Origin of the sequence: Pseudomonas germanica (assembly GCF_019614655.1) — a bacterium.
GTDB classification, from domain to species: domain Bacteria; phylum Pseudomonadota; class Gammaproteobacteria; order Pseudomonadales; family Pseudomonadaceae; genus Aquipseudomonas; species Aquipseudomonas neuropathica.
Genome location: NZ_CP071586.1, coordinates 5193382 through 5209396 on the forward strand (window position 1 = coordinate 5193382; position 16015 = coordinate 5209396).

The window sequence follows — 16015 nt, forward strand, 5'->3', positions numbered from 1 at the left end:
CATGAATATCACTCACTTCAAAGATGCTCTAAGCAGTCACTTGCCATATTCATCCCCAGTCGCCGTGCCCTTGGGCGAGCCAGTGGCTGTGGCGTCCACCCTAAGCGTGGAACGCAGCGATGGCGTCGAAACCGGTATTTGGGAATGCACCCCCGGGCTCTGGCGGCGCCAAATCGTTAGCCAAGAGTTCTGCCACTTCGTCAAAGGCCGCTGCACTTTCACTCCAGACAATGGTGAAACCATACACATCGAAGCTGGCGACGCATTGATGCTGCCGGCCAACAGTGCTGGTATCTGGAACGTTCTGGAATCGGTGCGCAAGACCTATGTATTGATCCTCTAACTCTTTGATCGCCTGCCATAAAAACAGCCCTAAAATCGCCAGGAAACCAGATCATGAGAGCCATTGCGCTGTTACCCCTGTTGCTCATTACCACCCTCAGTCAAGCTACCGAGTCGGTTAGGATTTACAACTGGTCGGATTATATCGCGCCGGACACTACCAAGAACTTCGAGAAAGAGACTGGCATCGGGTTCACCTACGACGTCTACGACAGCAACGAAACCCTTGATGGAAAGTTGATGACCGGTAAATCCGGCTACGACGTGGTGTTCCCGTCCAACCACTTCATGGCCCGGCAGATCCAGGGCGGGGCGCTAAAGAAGCTCGACAAGAGCCAGTTGCCCAACTGGAAGAACCTCAACCCGATACTGCTCAAGGCCCTGGAAACCAATGACCCGGGGAATGCCCACGGTTTCCCGTATCTGTGGGGCAGTACTGGAATCGGTTACAACATTGATAAGGTCAAGGCGGCATTGGGTGACAACGCCCCGGTGGACTCTTGGGACCTGATCTTCAAGCCCGAGAACATGGCCAAATTGCAGAAATGTGGGGTGGCGATCCTCGACAACGGCCCGGAACTACTACCGGCCGCGTTGAACTATCTGGGCTTGCCACACCACAGTAAAAAAGCCGAGGACTACAAAAAGGCTGAGGACCTGCTGATGAAAGTGCGTCCTTACGTGGCGTACTTCCATTCCTCGAAATACACCGCCGACTTGGCTAATGGCGATATCTGCGTGGCCGTCGGCTTCTCCGGCGACATCCTGCAGGCTGAAAGCCGCGCGAAGGAAGCCAAGAACGGTGTGAACATCGGCTACAACATTCCCAAGGAAGGCGCCGCCATCTGGTTCGACATGGTCGCCATGCCCGCCGAAGCCCCTAACGAACAAGCCGGCTACGCATTCATGAACTATCTGCTACGCCCGGAAGTGATGGCCGATATCACTAATTACGTACATTACGCCAATGGCAATGCGGCAGCTGACAAGTTGGTAGACCCGGCGATCAAGAGCGATACCAAGGTCTACCCTAACCCTGAAATGATGGGCAAATTATTTTCTCTGGAAGCCATGCCAATGGATATCGACAGAATCCGTACACGGTCGTGGAATAAGATACGTACAGGTAGCTAAGGACGGAGCAGAGCGAGTGCGGGAGCGAGAGTACTTTTGATGATGACATGGACGTCTAGCACCTCAAGTTTGCCTAAACCGACGATCCTGCGTTCGGCTTTCTTACTGACACCCCTATCTCGATTATTGAACCTGTCCAGGCCATACAACCAGAGCCTGGATCATGTCTGCTGCCTGCCCGCACATTTCGCCCCAGAAGTTACATCCTTTGGTGCTGAGCATTCTGCTGGCATCCGGGTCAAGCGTGGCGCTGGATACCGACAGCATTACCGCCTCCGTACTTTCTCCAGACTGCCTCGAGTACAGAGTCGTCGGCATCTGCTTCTGGTTGCTCTGCACCCCCTTCGGCTGCACGGTTAAAACTTCAACCAAGGTCCGTCATTTCATTCCTGAACTGGTGGTCTCGAGCTATACCACCACCGGCAGCAATCCGTGGACCGAGATGGCCGCTCTCTCCTCTCCCATCAGCGGTGCGGAAGGTGGCGGTAACCTGATCACGCCGAACACCCAGCGCGATAACCTGCCTCGTTTCAAAAATGTTGATGGCATTGGCCATCCCGGAGGCTGGGCCGCCACGCAACTGGCTTCTCAGTCCGGCTATGCCTGCGCCAGCGGCGCCACAGCGTTCATGCCCTACTACCTGAGCACTTTGGACTCACTGGCCTGGCGTCATGGCATCCCGGAAAGCCTTTACCCCGAGTCGCTCGTGCCTGGGATCCGTGAAATCGGTCGTCAGCTCGCGGGAAACATGTGGGGCAACGTCTATCCCCGGCAAGGATTTTTGGTGCAACCCGACGACTTCAAAGCCGCTGCGGTAATGGCGCAGCGGGCGGGTGATGTCATTACCCGCAACTGGCAACCGCACGTGTATTTCCCGCTCATACCCGTACCACGCGATGGTTATTGGCCGCCTGGCCCAATCGTTGAAAACGAAGCTTCGAGCCACAAATGGCAATTGCTCTCCCCTCTGGTTCAGCCAACATGTGCCATCTTCCCCAGCGATCCGGTGCAGAGCGCGGATGGCGGCTACGCCTGGTCTCTGTGGCGCCCCTATAGCTGCTGCAAGCGTGAGGGACAGACCTTCCTGTTCAGCATCGACTTCGAAGGTGGTGCTTCATGAGTCCGCTTCTTACAGGACCATGGTTGGGCCCGATGAGTTTGTTGCTCTGCGGGCTGCTCGCCGTGGCCACGCATGCCGACGCCGCCGAGGACGATTACCGTCTAGGCACTCAAGGTGAGGTGCTCGACGACCGGGTGATGTACACCATCGGTGGCGGCTCGGCAGCGGGCTCGCCGAGCTCGCTCTATCGCCCCAACGGGCTCGGTGTCGGCGGATCCTGGCAAGCAAACATGATGTGCGGAAACATGAGCCTCACCAACACTCTGCAAAACCAACTAAACGGCGTCACCGAAGGTTTCCAGCAGATTATGGGCAGCATCGTGCAGAACGCGACCCAAGCAGTCATGTCACTGCCGGCGCTGATTATTCAGCGCGCCAATCCCGGTCTCTATGAATTGCTCAGTAATGGGGTGCTGCAGGGACGTATCGACTTCGACCGCTCCAAACTGACCTGCCAAGCCATGGCTGAGAAGATGGCGGACAAGGTCGGTCAAGCCGGCTGGGGCGCATTGGCCAAGAACCAGGAAATGCAGGGCAACCTCGAACAAACCGGCGGTGACGCGGTGGCTGCGGTGAAAAACACCGAGGCCCGTAACGGCAACAATGGGGTGTCTTGGGTCGGCGGGCAGAAGGCTGGAGGTAGCGGACAAACACCCATCCGGGCAACCTCCGATGTGGTGCGGGCGGGCTACAACCTGCTGCATAACCGGTCCGTGGATGACAGCGCCTCGATCAGTAGCAGTGATTGCCTGGGCGGCGCTATTTGCCAGGCATGGACCTCACCCCAAGAGGAATCCGAATGGGCTGTTCGAGTGTTGGGCGAGACCGAAGTCGCAACCTGCGACACCTGCGAGACTCTGCGGGCTACCGCTGGCATCGGACTGACGCCGCTGATCCAAGAGGCCTACAGTGAACACCTCAAAACCCTGCAAGGATTACTGTCCGGATCTCTGCCGCCGAACGCTGACAATCTGGGCAAAGCCTCAAGCCCGATGCTGCCGGTGACCCGTGGTGTGATCGAAGCCCTGCGCGACGATCCTGATCAGGAACTCTTGGCGCGGCGCCTGGCCAGTGAGACGGCCCTGTCCAGCGTGCTCGACAAAGCGCTCCTGCTATTGCGCACGCTGCTGGCAGGCAGCCACGAACCTAACATCGCTTCCGCCGAACCGGCCCAAACGGCCTTGACGAAAAACATCGACACACTGGAGCGTGAGATACGCCTGCTACAAACCGAGTTGCAGGTCCGGCAGATGCTCACAACCAATACCGCCAGCCTCGTGCTCGATCGGCATGCCGGAGGTGCCGATGCGTCGCGCACCGTCGAGCAAGGCGACCCCGAACCTGGCCGACTCAACGACGCTGACGCCAGGCACAAGTGAGCCATGAAACGCTCGCTGCTATTCACTTTGCTTTCAAGTCTAGGGATCGCCGCAGGGATGATCCTGACCGCCGCACTGATCGCCTGGATCGGCCGCACTGCGCTGGGCAGTTTCGAGGTCTGGCAGCAAGCCTTGGAATCGATACGGCCTTACCTGCGGTGGTGGCGAGCCTTGCTCTACGGCGTCCTATTAGCACTCTGGTGGGACCTGCTGAGGCGCTATCGACATCGACCTCAGGACCGACTGCGCGTGAAGCGCGCCGGGACATTAGGGCTCTTGCTCTTTACCTGCGTCGAGCTCACTCGGTTGTGAGGTCACTACCATGCTCATGAGCACCAACAGCTACCTGGAGTTTTACCTCTCGCTGCTGGCCTGGATCATCAACAACGGTATCTGGAACGTCCTGTCCGATACTGGCCTGTTCGCCACCCCCTTTGGTGCAATCATCTTGCAAGAATGGTTGTCGGCCCGTCAGCAAGGCGCGGATGAAGGCAACAAAGGATTGCTCTCGGTACCTCGAATCGAGAACCGGCTTTGGCTGGCCTACATTGTCGTATTGTTCGGCTGTGCGCCGGTCTTTCCGCTAAACCTCGCTTCAATGGCGTTCGACGATGCAGCGAGCCAACGCTGCGGTGTCAGCGTGGCCAAGCCAGCGGAAACCGCTTGGGGCACCACGTTCAACACCATCGGTGAACGCTCTGCCAACGTGCCAATCTGGTGGTTTCTGGTGCACGCCTTGAGTAAAGGAGTGACCGCAGCGGCCACCGCCTCCATCCCCTGCGCACCGGACATCCGGCAGATGCGCATGGAGATCGACAGTTCTCGCATCGATAACCAGGTACTGCTACAGGAAGTCGCCGACTTCACTCGCGACTGCTACGGCTATTCCCGTTCTCGGCTGTTCACCAACCGTCCTCAGTTGGACAAGGCACAAAGTCATGATGCGTCCTGGATCGGCTCAAGCTATTTTCTCGACACTCCCGGCTACTACGACACCGATCGCTCACGGACACCGCGAGTCAGCTGGCCCTATGATGAAACCCGCGATATTTCCTTGCCACGGCTGGAAAATGGCGCGGGCTACCCCACTTGCAAACAGTGGTGGAACGACAGTGGTGTCGGGTTGCGCGAACGCTTGATCAAGCAGGTCGATCCTTCGCTGCTGACTCAGCTAAAAGGTTGGTTGACTGGCCGTTCGAGTAACGAGATTGAGGATGCCACCCTGCGCGAACTGGTCAGCCCGCGCCAACAATCGATGTCCATGTCGCCCGGACAGGTGTACCAGGACTATGGCTCCAGTGCTCGCGGTGGGTCGATCAATCAGGGGCTCAATAACCTGGCGACCAACACTGGGCTAGCCCTCGGTTCCTTCAGCAACTTCCCGGCGATGAACGCGCTACGCGCAGCCCTGCCGATGGTGCAGGCCTTCCTGATCATGGGCGTCATCATCAGCTTGCCGCTGATCCTACTGGTCAGTACCTACCAGCTAAAGACCGTCATGACGGTGACGTTCGCGCTGTTCACGCTGCACATGCTGACCTTCTGGTGGGAGTTGGCCCGCTGGGTCGACTCCAGCATGCTCGATACCTTGTACAACCAAGTGTCGGCGTCCAATCAGGTGCTGCTGTCGCTGCCCACATCCGGTTTTATGGACGGGACCGTCACGGCGCAGGTGATAGAGTATGTGATGGGGGCGATGTTCATCGTACTGCCGATGGTCTTTCTAGCCGCAATGAGCTGGGCTGGGTATAGCGTAGGTTCGGGTGTAGAAGGAATGCTCAGCCGGGGAACCCAGGCTGCGCAGACAGCGAGTTCTAACGGGACCTCTCAGTTGATGAGCGGAGCAAGAATGATTTCAGGTAAATCGGGCTCAAAATAACCAGGGAGGTTACTTCAGTGAACCCCATTTATCGTACCGCTCAGGCCAAGACGCTCTGTGAATTGGATCATCGAGATCATCAATATCTGGAGTGTCTGAATCTTGAACTGGGATAGCTGCTAATGCGACGAATGTGCACACCAGCAGAAACAACCAAAAGCTAACAAAAAGAAGTGCTCCGAACAGGGCCACCTGGGCAAGCAGAAAGATCCCGCGAACGAGTAAATTACCCGCAGGCAAACCTGCCGTCACTGCACGCTTGGCCACACGAGACTCAAACCCTTTCAACCTTCGATAACCACGTTTGGCGAACATACCGCATGCATATGCCCAGCGGTGTGCGCGGGAGATTTGAAGTGGCTGCTGAGCCGACATGATTGCGCCCTCTTCTGAGCGTATTCCTGTGGAAATCGAGATTACAGACTACTACTGAAAACCGCCCATGCTTAACCGTTTATCAGCTTGCTCGGTCGAAAAACGCTTCACTGGAAGACAGAAGACGCAGCTCGTGCACCGGCGCCTCTATGGCCGTTGACCCATCCATATCATCCAGCTACATAGAGGGTACGGATCGCTGTTATCGACAGCACCTTCCCAGGTAGCCAGAGCCTTTGAGGCTACGTCACTCCGGTGATGGTTCCCCCCAAGTGCGATTAGCGTTCGGTGGCTCGCACGGTCACGCTTCACGGTGATGAACGCCTACTGCTCTCCCGAGCGTCTTTCGAGCTCGGCTCGTCCTAACCCCTCTTGTTTTTCTTCAACCCACCGCGGGAAACTCTTTCCCCTATGGGACAGGTTTCTTCGCGCTATCAACGGAGGCACCCCATGTCCGACTCACTCACAAGCGAAGCACTGAACACTCTGCACTTGCCCGTTGTGTTCACTCCAGACGCGTGGCAACACGCAGTATTGCTCGATGGTTCAAATCATTCTGAAAAACTGCAGCTCGATAGGCTGAGCAACATCGTACGCGCAGCCTTCAAAGCACACCTGGCCGATCCAAACGCACCCTACGTGGTGTTTGAGGTAGCCAAGTTCGTCTCAGCGAGTGATGCAGATCATGAACCATTGCTGCGACTGAGCCTCAGCCAGCTTCAGGCAGCAGACCAACCTAACGCCCTACTGATAGCGCTTGCGAAAGAGCAGCAACGCTGACCGCAAATGGCCAGACTCTGCCACTGATCCACACTTAGACTGCGCGCAGTCCTGCATCCAATCCAACCAACACCCACCGGGGAACCCTCCCCGACGGGCAAGGCGTTCCTCCGTTTTCTCTCGAGGAAAATGCCATGCGCAATATCTACCAAGACGTAACTGACAAGATTGTTACCGCGCTGGACCAAGGCGTAGCGCCCTGGATCAAACCTTGGTCCTCAAGTGGCTCAGCTGACGTCGGTCATCACCACCCCTACCCCATCAACGCCATCACCCAGCGTCCCTATTCGGGCATCAATTTACCGCTGCTCTGGACCGAGGCTAGGTTGCAGGGGTTCACTCAAGATCGCTGGCTGACTTTCAACCAAGCCAAAAAAGCCGGCGGGCACATCCGTAAGGGTGAGCACAGCACCCTGGCAGTGCTCTACAAACCGATGGAACGCGAGGAACAGACCGAATCAGGCCAACCCGTACTAGATGAAAACGGTCAGCCCAAGGTCGCTCACTTTGGCATTCTCAGGACGCATTTTCTGTTCAACATCGAGCAAACGGAGGGGCTCGAAACGCTCAACGAAACGGTGCTCGAGACGGAATCGAGCGATCCCTTCTTCCCTAACGCTGCTGCAGAAAGTTTGTTGCGAAGTTCGGGCGCACATATCATCCATCGTTTTGCCGACGAAGCCTTTTACCACCCGATCAGGGATCTCATCCAACTGCCGACAAAATCGCAATTCCACGATCAAGGTGGATACTACGCCACTGCACTTCACGAGCTGACGCACTGGACCGGACACCACTCTCGGTTGCAGCGCGAAGGCGTGACATCTCCGTGTCCATTTGGCTCGCCAGGCTATGCATTTGAAGAGTTGATCGCCGAAATGGGCGCCGCTTTTTTATGTGCCTACGCCGGTATACGGGGAGAGCTTCGGCACGAGGGCTATATCGACTCCTGGCTCGGCCTGCTCAAGTCTGACAACCGCGCGATTTTCCGCGCCAGTGGCCAGGCCCGATGCGCTTCGGAGTATGTGCTCAACCTGGAGCAGCAACGGAGGCAGACGGGAATGGATGACTCGCGATGCATGAACGATGGAGCTTGATCGTCACCTCACCGCTGCAAATGCTTCATAGGGTCCAACACGAGTTGGACCCTTTTTCTATGCCCAGAAAATTCCCACACTGCGGAGCTCTGACGCAAAGAACATGAAGTAATCCCGTAACCGCAGTGCGCCGTTACGTATCCAGATTCTCAGCCAGGTAATCCACCAGTTCGAGTGGACTTCGGCTGTCGATCACCTTGTAGATCAGATCACGTTTGCTTCGCGGTAGCTTCTTGACCACGCTCTTCGCCGAGGCCCTGACGGCTTCGTCTGTTCCATGGATACGTGCCGCGAGCAGCAGTATGAGCGTGGCGTCAGTGAGGTTCATGGCAAGACCCGATAAAATTCGCACCGCAGTGTACCGACACTTGCCTTTTTCGCACCAGCACACGCATCCAACAAAACGGCACCAAGACAAATCGATATTCCGATTGCCGCAAAAAAGGACACACGGCAAAAGGACGGGTAAGGGTTGGAAGGGGAATGGGAGTCAAGGGTAAGAGCCCTATCCGAAAAGGCTAAAAGGCCACTGATCCTGCCATTTCCCGGGAAGTCACGATGCTCAGTTTGTTTCGGCACAAAAGGCAAAAGCCTCCTCCTCCACCAACCGTAAACGTCGCCGATGGGTACCTGTCCATCGAATCGTCCCAGAGCTTGTTAGCAGCCGGGCATCGCCGCCAGTTGCTTGATCGCATTTGGCAGTACACCGCCCTCTCCCATCCGCAATTCAGACAGCTCTATTTAAATCCGATCCATCGCTACGCCGAACTGGTCCAGCAGCTTCCAGCCAGCGAGACGCACCACCATGCTTATCTTGGCGGCATGCTCGACCATGGGTTGGAGTTGGTCGCCTGTAGTCTGAAATTGCGTCAATCGTATCTGCTTCCCACCGGCGCCGCACCCGAAGACCAAGCAGCCCAGACCGACGCTTGGTCCGCTGGCATCGCCTATGGCGCGTTGCTCCATGACATCGGCAAGATCGCCGTGGACCTGCTGGTCGAACGCCAGGATGGCCGTGTCTGGCATCCTTGGCAGGGATCGCTGGATCAGCCCTACCGTTTTCGCTACCTCAAGGGTCGCGACTACCACCTGCACCGCGCGGCCGCAGGCTTGATCTATACCCAGATTCTCGACCGCCCGATCCTCGATTGGCTCAGTGGGTTCCCATCGCTCTGGGCCAACCTGCTGTATGTCCTGGCGGGTCAGTACGAACGTGCCGGCGTGCTGGGTGAGCTGGTGATGCAGGCAGACCGTGTTTCCACCGCACAGAACATCGGTGGTAACCCGAGCAAGGCGCTGCAAGCGCCGACTCATTCGCTGCAACACCATTTGATCAGCGGACTGCGTCATTTGATTCAGCACGAGCTGAAACTCAACCAGCCAGGTGCCGCGGGATGGCTGACCCAGGACGCACTCTGGCTAGTCAGCAAGACGGTCACGGACAAGCTACGAGCCCATCTGCTGTCGCAATCGATTGAAGGCATTCCCTCCTCCAACATCGCCGTGTTCGACGAACTGCAATCACATGGTCTGGTCGAGTCCACCCCAGAAGGCAAAGCCATCTGGACCGCGCTTGTGGCACAGGGAAATTGGCAGCAGAGCTTTACCTTTCTGCGCCTCCAACCGGCGTTGATCTGGGGGAACGAAGACCGGCCTGAGGCGTTCAGCGGAACGGTGAGCATTGTGGCTCATGAACGCTCATCTGACACCCCGCTACCAACACCAGCGCCCGAGACAGTCAGTATCGTATCGGGTAAAAGTCAACCGCAGCCGGATCCCATGGCGCTAGAGGATGCCGATTACCTCGGCCCGCTGCTGGACATGTTCGAGTTGGTAGACTCTGAGACCAGCAATGCGCCGGCAGAAAGTACTCTCGAAACCTCAACGCCTCCATCGGACAGCCCAGGTCAGGCATTCCTAAATTGGGTCAAGGAAGGCGTTGTGAGTCACAAGCTGATCATCAACGACAGCAAGGCGAAGGTTCACACGGTGGATGGCACTGTGTTTCTCGTGACGCCGGGCCTCTTCCAACGTTATGTCCAGGAGTTTCCTGGCATCGCGAAAGGGGTCGATCAAGAGATTGAAGAATGGCGTTGGGCGCAGAAGCAGTTTGAGAAACTGAATGCACACAGAAAGCGCGCTGATGGTTTGAACATCTGGACCTGCAAGGTACAAGGTCCCAGAAAGCAAACTTCGTTGAAGGGGTACCTTATCACCGAACCGGCTTCACTTATAAAAAACGTTCCGCCAGACAATCCCTTTCTAAAACTTGACGCCAGCCAGTAGCTATATTTCACGGACAGTACCACATAGAACAACTAGTTAAACATGCGCCAAGCACACCAAATAAACTTGCGAATAAAATGCAGACCAACCGATTAGAGGTTTATCAGATATTAGGAAATATTTATAAATCTACTGCTTAGACGCAAAATCAAATCATTACACCCAAATAAGCACATACAAATTTTAAAACTGAAAAAAGGAATATTGGGATCTATAAATCAACACATACCCATTGAAGCTCAACCCAAAACAACCACGAAAACTCGAAAAATATAACTCAGCATGAGGCGTATAACGCTCAACGAGGGGCCCTGCACTTGAGTCATTTAGGCCATAGCAGGGTTCCGTCGGAGCTCAGATTTGCGCTGCCGGAACGTCTCCCTGACGAGACATCAACCGCTACGGAGGATACAATGCACACAAAGCCCCTCAGACTGGATGAGTTCACCAGTCGGCACGTTTGGTGCTGGAGGAGGCGTCCAGTTAGCGATGAGTGGGATGACTATGGTGCAGGCGAACAGGACGGATGCCCATTTTTCTGGGCATGAGACATTCCCACTGCGGCAGATGTGGCTAAAAAAAGCGGTCGATAAGGCCGACGCTAGCGGTAGAATTTCTAAGGATACCTTCGCTAGCGAAAAGGCGATCGCGTATTTTGGCGTTGGCAGGAATATGGTTGCGTCAATTCGACATTGGGCGCTTGCGTGCGACGTGATTGCGGAAGACGAATCTCGTCGCAATTTTGATCTTACCGAGGATGGCAAAAGTATCTTCGGCGCAGGGGGCCTTGACCCCTATTCCGAGAACCCGGTGACTACATGGTACGCCCATTGGTGCCTAGCCGGTCGAGGAAGCCGTTCAACGACATGGTTTTGGCTCTTCAACAGCCTCTCAGCACAATCCTTCAGCCGTGATGAAGCCCTACCAATACTCACTAAATATGCCCTGACCGTGGCAAATGGTAAGAAGCTTTCGCAGGCAACCCTAAGCCGCGACCTAGATACCTGTTTGAGAGGGTACGCCCCTAGATCAGCGTCCTCTTCTGTAGAGGAAGCCGCAGAGCCCATGTTAGCCGAATTGGGTTTGCTCCAGGAGGAGCGTAAGGGTGTGTTCTCTTTTCGTAGAGGACCTAAAACGACTTTGCCAGACGCAATGTTCACTTGGGCACTCCTCGATTTCTGGGCAAATCACAGGAAGGCAGAATCGTCACTGAGCTTTGAAGCTATAGCTTATGCCCAAGGTTCTCCTGGAAGGGTCTTCAAGCTAGACGAGGAGTCAGTAGCTGAGCGACTTTTCTCCCTCGCGGACCACACTGAGGGCAAGCTTCGTTGGTCGGATACCTCCGGACTCCGCCAAGTTCATCGAGCTGATTTCGACTCTGAATTGCTAATGGAAAGAATGTTGAGAAAATCTTATGACTGCTGAATTAGGAGTTGCGGACGACAAAAACCTAGTCAAGATAGTGAGGCATTATCGCCGCTCGGTTAGGATTGATGCTGACATTGGTAGGTCTGACGCGCTAGACGGTTACCTCTTAACAGACACAGCTAGAGAAGCTCTCTCCGTTATGGCGCGGCAGATAGCAGGCAGTAATCAACGAGCATTCACGTGGACTGGGCCCTATGGAGGTGGCAAGTCATCACTTGCACTTGTCCTGGCTGCAGCAGTGTCAGCCGATCAAGCACTTCGAAAGAAATCCATCGAACTGCTAAAAAATATCCCCTATTTTAATGAAGTATTTTCCGCTGATGACGGCGACTGGCTCGTAGTTCCAGTTGTAGGTAGACGCGGGAGCATCACCAAAGCCATTGCTCAAAATTTATCGAAAGCGCTTGGCACAGCAGACAAAGCTTCATCTGAAGACACGCTAGTTACAGATCTCGCTAACGAGGCCTGCCGGGAAGGCTGCGGCGGCGTGCTGTTAATTGTCGATGAAATGGGTAAGTTTCTTGAAGCCTCGGCTGCCGGTGGCGACGATGTCCATTTTTTCCAGGATTTAGCCGAAACTGCTGCACGCAGTGACGGAAAGATCGTTGTTATCGGGATTCTCCATCAAGCGTTTCGCCAGTATGCCTCGCGCTTGGGTATCGAAGCCCGGGAAGAGTGGGCGAAGGTCCAAGGAAGATTTTCCGACGTTTCGTTCGTAGCAACCGGCGATGAAGTGGTCGAGCTGATCGGCAGGGCGATAGAATGCAAAGTTGCGCACCCAGCAGATTTGAGTGCAGCGGAAATCATTGGCTCAGCAATTTCAGGTAGACGCCCAGCTGTCGGTCAGGGCATGGGCACCTTATTGAACCGCTGCTGGCCTCTCCATCCTGTAACGGCGGCCCTTCTCGGTCCGGCTTCACGTCGCCAGTTTGGCCAAAATGAACGCAGCGTATTTGGCTTCTTGACCTCCCTTGAACCTAATGGCTTCCAGGATTTTCTCGAGCAGTGGGACGGCAAAGCGACCTATGGGCCTGACAAATTTTGGGATTACTTGAGGGCGAATTTAGAACAAGCGATTCTAGCCTCCCCAGATGGGCACCGATGGGCTCAAGCTGTGGAAGCGGTTGAAAGAACCGAATCCAAAGGTGGAGCAGCAGACGAGATAGCACTAGCCAAATCATTGGCCATCATTGATATGTTTCGCAGTGTTTCTGGCTTGGCCGCAGACAATGATGTGCTTCAAACAATTCTTCATGGCCGTAGTAAGACAGATGTAGAAGCGCTTTTAAGCAAGTTGTCAGTGTGGCGTGTTGCGTTGTTCAGGAAACACGTCGGGGCCTGGACAATCTATGAGGGAAGCGATTTCGATATTGATGAAGCAGTCGCGAAAGCGCGCGCGACATTTGCTTCTGCGGATATGAAAACGCTAACCGCTATGGCAAACCTCCACCCTGTGATTGCCAAGCGTCACTACAATGACACCGGAAGTTTCCGATGGCTTGGTGTATCAATGCACTCCGTCCACGAAGCGGAACATCTGGCGAGTAACTACCAACCAGAAGGCGGCGAATTTGGCCGACTTGCGCTAGTGCTACCCGAGCGGCAGTCCAATGCCCAGGAAACCGGAAGAGCGCTGGCTGCGCTTCCGGTCAATTCGCAGAGCCCTATCATCTACGGTGTACCTCCCAATTATGAGCTGATTGCGGACTTAGGCGCTGAGCTTTTGTCTTTAAGACTTGTTTTCGAAGGCAGCCCCGAGCTGGAAGGCGACTCAGTGGCACGTCGAGAAGTGGCCGCCCGGCTATCGTCAGTAAAGGGCGCTCTTGAGGAGGCGCTTCGAGCGGCTGTAACAAAGGCTGAGTGGAGAATCGGCACGAAACGAAAGAAATCTAATTCGCTGTCAACATTAGCCTCAGAAATGGCTAATGAAATTTTTTCAGCATCACCGAGGGTCTGGAGTGAACTTGTAAACCGTGATTCGCTTTCGGCAAACAGTGTAAAAGCCCGCCGCGACCTCCTTCACCGAATGATAAAAAATACGTTCGAAGAGAATCTTGGAATAGAGGGGTTTCCAGCTGAGCGCGGCTTATACGACACCTTGTTATCTTCAACGGGATTACACCGTGAAGGGACTGATGGAGCCTGGCGTTTCTACGCTCCAGAGCTACCCGACCAGCGAAACCTTATTCCGCTATGGACATCTGCCCTCGAGCTGGTTTCTACACGCATAGCGGGCACGGTAAGTCTCAGGGAGCTGTATTCCCTATGGGGATCACGCCCTTATGGGGTAAAAGCTGGCCTGCTACCCGTATTGGCGCTTGCCTTCATGCTCGCTCATGCAGAGACAGTTGCAGTATACCGAGACGGCGTATTTGAACCTTCACTGACAGACGCGGACGTCGACGAGATGTTGCAAGATGCCGGGAGATTTTCGGTACGCTGGGTAGATGACGACGCCGAGAAAAAACGCGCCCTCGAAGTCTTGTCGATTACCTTAAAACAATGCGGCTTCCCCCCTGCTAGCGAGGTACCGTTAGAGGTTGCGAGAGCTTTGGTGGCCCTGGTCTTTTCGCTCCCTGCATGGACACGACGAACGCATCGCATTTCGAAAAAAGCACAAACAGTTCGCGATATTTTGCTAAAAGCATCTGACCCACACAGACTCCTATTCATAGACCTCCCTGAGGTGTTCTCTCCCAACCAAAACGAGTATTGCGCTAACATTCAGGCTCCTTTAGAGGAGCTGCTCAGTGCTTATTCAGACATGCTCAAGAAAGCTGATGCTAGATTAGCTCAAGCTCTGGATGCTGAAGAAGGTGATGACCCTGAACTGAGAGCACGCGCGCAGTACTTGTCGACAATGACCGGCGACCTAAGGTTAGAGGGCTTCGCCGCCAGACTCAGACAACGCGATGGCACCACAAAGGGCGTAGAAGAGATATTAGGTTTGGCGGTGAACAAGCCGCCCCGAGACTGGACCGATCTCGATTTCGATTCTGCCCTCGTTGCAGTTGCCGACCTGTCTTTGGCATTCAGAAGAGCAGAGGCATTCGTCTCTGTAGAAGGACGACTGCCGGGGCGTGAATCGTTCGCCGTGGTAATTGGAGAGGGAGCATCATCAAGCCTCGTTACCAAGCACTTCGAAATCGCTGGCAGGGACCGTGAAAAAGTTAGGGAAGCTGCCGATCAGATTATAAGCTTCTTGACCGCGTCAGGCCTTGATGGCGACCTTCTTTTGGCCGCCATAGCACGCGCAGGAACGACCATGGTAAAAAACACGGAGGTCGAAAATGCTTGAACGACATCTTCTAGGTCTTTCGGGAGGGCGAGATAGCGCCGCTCTAGCGGTGTACATGCGACAAACACGGCCCGAGCTAGATATTGAGTACTTTTTCACGGACACAGGAGAAGAACTCCCTGAAGTGCATGAGTTTCTAGGCCGCCTCGAAGGGTTCCTAGGCAAACCAATCCTGCGACTTAATCCTCGCAGAGATTTCGAGTTTTGGCTCAAAGAATACAATAATTTTCTGCCGTCTGCGCAAACTCGCTGGTGCACGCGCCAACTGAAACTCGCTCCCTTTGAAGAGTGGACCAGACCGATGCTCGCCAAAGGCGAACGGGTCTTCTCATATGTGGCGATACGCTCGGATGAAGACTATCGTGAAGGATATTCTTCGAAGAACGAGAACCTAAAAATAGTTCTGCCATTTCGTGGAGATGGTATCGATAAAGCTGGGGTTATGGAGATACTCGAGTCGTCAGGAGTAGGCCTTCCCAGATACTACGAATGGCGAAGCCGGAGTGGATGTACGTTTTGCTTTTTTCAGCAAAAAATTGAATGGGTTCGCCTCCGGGAACGGCACCCAGCAGCATTTGAAGAAGCAAAAGCGCTGGAAAAGACTGCGATTGAGCACGGCTCACCTTTTACATGGACTAAAGGGGAACCATTGACAGATCTTGAAAAGCCCGAACGTATAGTGTCAATTAGAAAAGAATACGACGCGCGCATCGCTAGGACGAAGGCACGGAGGCCTCGGAACCCACTTCGGCCCTGGGAGGAAAACCAAGAAATCGACGAGATTTATGGGGTAGATGAGTCGAACGGTAGTTGCAACATCTGCCACAAATAAGCCGTCTGTTTAGCAGTGGAATTTAAAACATCTTCGTACGAAGATGTTTTAAATGAAAGCTGCCC

14 protein-coding genes are annotated in these 16015 nt (G+C 54.8%); 12 read left to right on the forward strand and 2 right to left on the reverse strand.

What is annotated here, in order from left to right:
- The first annotated feature begins 1 nt into the window (after position 1).
- From J0G10_RS22980 to J0G10_RS23005, 6 genes are all read left to right on the forward strand, one after another.
- Positions 2 to 343: a cupin domain-containing protein gene (locus J0G10_RS22980; RefSeq protein WP_220556828.1), complete on the forward strand. Its 342-nt coding sequence runs from the start codon at positions 2 to 4 to the stop codon at positions 341 to 343.
- Positions 344 to 396: 53 nt separating this feature from the next.
- The gene (locus tag J0G10_RS22985) at positions 397 to 1476 is read left to right on the forward strand and encodes a polyamine ABC transporter substrate-binding protein (RefSeq protein ID WP_220556829.1); all 1080 of its coding nucleotides are present in this window, start codon (positions 397 to 399) and stop codon (positions 1474 to 1476) included.
- Positions 1477 to 1639: 163 nt separating this feature from the next.
- Positions 1640 to 2596 carry a TIGR03756 family integrating conjugative element protein gene (locus tag J0G10_RS22990; protein WP_220556830.1) on the forward strand — a complete coding sequence of 319 codons (957 nt, stop codon included), beginning with the start codon at positions 1640 to 1642 and terminating at the stop codon, positions 2594 to 2596.
- A complete protein-coding gene (locus J0G10_RS22995) occupies positions 2593 to 3975 on the forward strand; it encodes an integrating conjugative element protein (RefSeq protein ID WP_220556831.1) in 1383 nt (460 codons plus the stop codon). The genes J0G10_RS22990 and J0G10_RS22995 overlap by 4 nt, the downstream gene beginning before the upstream one ends.
- A 3-nt stretch (positions 3976 to 3978) precedes the next feature.
- The gene (locus J0G10_RS23000) at positions 3979 to 4287 is read left to right on the forward strand and encodes a hypothetical protein (RefSeq protein WP_217856104.1); all 309 of its coding nucleotides are present in this window, start codon (positions 3979 to 3981) and stop codon (positions 4285 to 4287) included.
- Between the two features lie 10 nt (positions 4288 to 4297).
- Entirely contained in the window at positions 4298 to 5854 is a 1557-nt protein-coding gene (locus J0G10_RS23005) for a conjugal transfer protein TraG N-terminal domain-containing protein (RefSeq protein WP_220556832.1), read from the forward strand.
- Between the two features lie 9 nt (positions 5855 to 5863).
- Here the strand turns inward: J0G10_RS23005 and J0G10_RS23010 are convergent, their stop codons facing one another.
- Positions 5864 to 6229, reverse strand: a complete 366-nt coding sequence (locus J0G10_RS23010) for a DUF3742 family protein (RefSeq protein WP_220556833.1) — start codon at positions 6227 to 6229, stop codon at positions 5864 to 5866.
- 450 nt (positions 6230 to 6679) lie between these two features.
- Between J0G10_RS23010 and J0G10_RS23015 the strand changes: the two genes are divergently transcribed.
- Complete coding sequence (locus tag J0G10_RS23015) at positions 6680 to 7009, forward strand: hypothetical protein (protein WP_220556834.1); 330 nt, start codon at positions 6680 to 6682, stop codon at positions 7007 to 7009.
- A 134-nt stretch (positions 7010 to 7143) separates the two neighbouring features.
- A complete protein-coding gene (locus J0G10_RS23020) occupies positions 7144 to 8106 on the forward strand; it encodes an ArdC family protein (RefSeq protein ID WP_220556835.1) in 963 nt (320 codons plus the stop codon).
- A 133-nt stretch (positions 8107 to 8239) separates the two neighbouring features.
- Here J0G10_RS23020 and J0G10_RS23025 read toward each other — a convergent pair whose 3' ends face one another.
- Positions 8240 to 8434, reverse strand: a complete 195-nt coding sequence (locus J0G10_RS23025; protein ID WP_027912535.1) for a DUF7740 domain-containing protein — start codon at positions 8432 to 8434, stop codon at positions 8240 to 8242.
- Between the two features lie 230 nt (positions 8435 to 8664).
- Between J0G10_RS23025 and mobH the strand changes: the two genes are divergently transcribed.
- The 4 genes from mobH (at position 8665) to J0G10_RS23045 (ending at position 15950) form a co-directional block, all read left to right on the forward strand.
- The gene (mobH, locus tag J0G10_RS23030) at positions 8665 to 10392 is read left to right on the forward strand and encodes a MobH family relaxase (protein ID WP_220556836.1); all 1728 of its coding nucleotides are present in this window, start codon (positions 8665 to 8667) and stop codon (positions 10390 to 10392) included.
- A 498-nt stretch (positions 10393 to 10890) separates the two neighbouring features.
- On the forward strand, positions 10891 to 11817 hold the full coding sequence (locus J0G10_RS23035) for a DUF4007 family protein (RefSeq protein WP_220556837.1): 927 nt from the start codon (positions 10891 to 10893) through the stop codon (positions 11815 to 11817).
- On the forward strand, positions 11807 to 15118 hold the full coding sequence (locus J0G10_RS23040) for an ATP-binding protein (protein ID WP_220556838.1): 3312 nt from the start codon (positions 11807 to 11809) through the stop codon (positions 15116 to 15118). The genes J0G10_RS23035 and J0G10_RS23040 overlap by 11 nt, the downstream gene beginning before the upstream one ends.
- On the forward strand, positions 15111 to 15950 hold the full coding sequence (locus tag J0G10_RS23045; RefSeq protein WP_220556839.1) for a phosphoadenosine phosphosulfate reductase domain-containing protein: 840 nt from the start codon (positions 15111 to 15113) through the stop codon (positions 15948 to 15950). Before J0G10_RS23040 ends, J0G10_RS23045 begins: the two co-directional genes overlap by 8 nt.
- Positions 15951 to 16015: the final 65 nt, after the last annotated feature.

What these genes read in the sequence shown, in the direction of transcription:
- J0G10_RS22985 (WP_220556829.1), top strand. Translation starts at nt 397, where the DNA reads ATGAGAGCCATTGCGCTGTTACCCCTGTTGCTCATTACCACCCTCAGT.
- J0G10_RS23005 (WP_220556832.1), top strand. Translation starts at nt 4,298, where the DNA reads ATGCTCATGAGCACCAACAGCTACCTGGAGTTTTACCTCTCGCTGCTG.
- J0G10_RS23020 (WP_220556835.1), top strand. Translation starts at nt 7,144, where the DNA reads ATGCGCAATATCTACCAAGACGTAACTGACAAGATTGTTACCGCGCTG.
- J0G10_RS23010 (WP_220556833.1), bottom strand. Translation starts at nt 6,229, where the DNA reads ATGTCGGCTCAGCAGCCACTTCAAATCTCCCGCGCACACCGCTGGGCA.
- J0G10_RS22980 (WP_220556828.1), top strand. Translation starts at nt 2, where the DNA reads ATGAATATCACTCACTTCAAAGATGCTCTAAGCAGTCACTTGCCATAT.
- J0G10_RS22990 (WP_220556830.1), top strand. Translation starts at nt 1,640, where the DNA reads ATGTCTGCTGCCTGCCCGCACATTTCGCCCCAGAAGTTACATCCTTTG.
- J0G10_RS23025 (WP_027912535.1), bottom strand. Translation starts at nt 8,434, where the DNA reads ATGAACCTCACTGACGCCACGCTCATACTGCTGCTCGCGGCACGTATC.
- J0G10_RS23045 (WP_220556839.1), top strand. Translation starts at nt 15,111, where the DNA reads ATGCTTGAACGACATCTTCTAGGTCTTTCGGGAGGGCGAGATAGCGCC.
- J0G10_RS23015 (WP_220556834.1), top strand. Translation starts at nt 6,680, where the DNA reads ATGTCCGACTCACTCACAAGCGAAGCACTGAACACTCTGCACTTGCCC.
- J0G10_RS22995 (WP_220556831.1), top strand. Translation starts at nt 2,593, where the DNA reads ATGAGTCCGCTTCTTACAGGACCATGGTTGGGCCCGATGAGTTTGTTG.
- J0G10_RS23000 (WP_217856104.1), top strand. Translation starts at nt 3,979, where the DNA reads ATGAAACGCTCGCTGCTATTCACTTTGCTTTCAAGTCTAGGGATCGCC.
- J0G10_RS23040 (WP_220556838.1), top strand. Translation starts at nt 11,807, where the DNA reads ATGACTGCTGAATTAGGAGTTGCGGACGACAAAAACCTAGTCAAGATA.
- mobH (WP_220556836.1), top strand. Translation starts at nt 8,665, where the DNA reads ATGCTCAGTTTGTTTCGGCACAAAAGGCAAAAGCCTCCTCCTCCACCA.
- J0G10_RS23035 (WP_220556837.1), top strand. Translation starts at nt 10,891, where the DNA reads ATGACTATGGTGCAGGCGAACAGGACGGATGCCCATTTTTCTGGGCAT.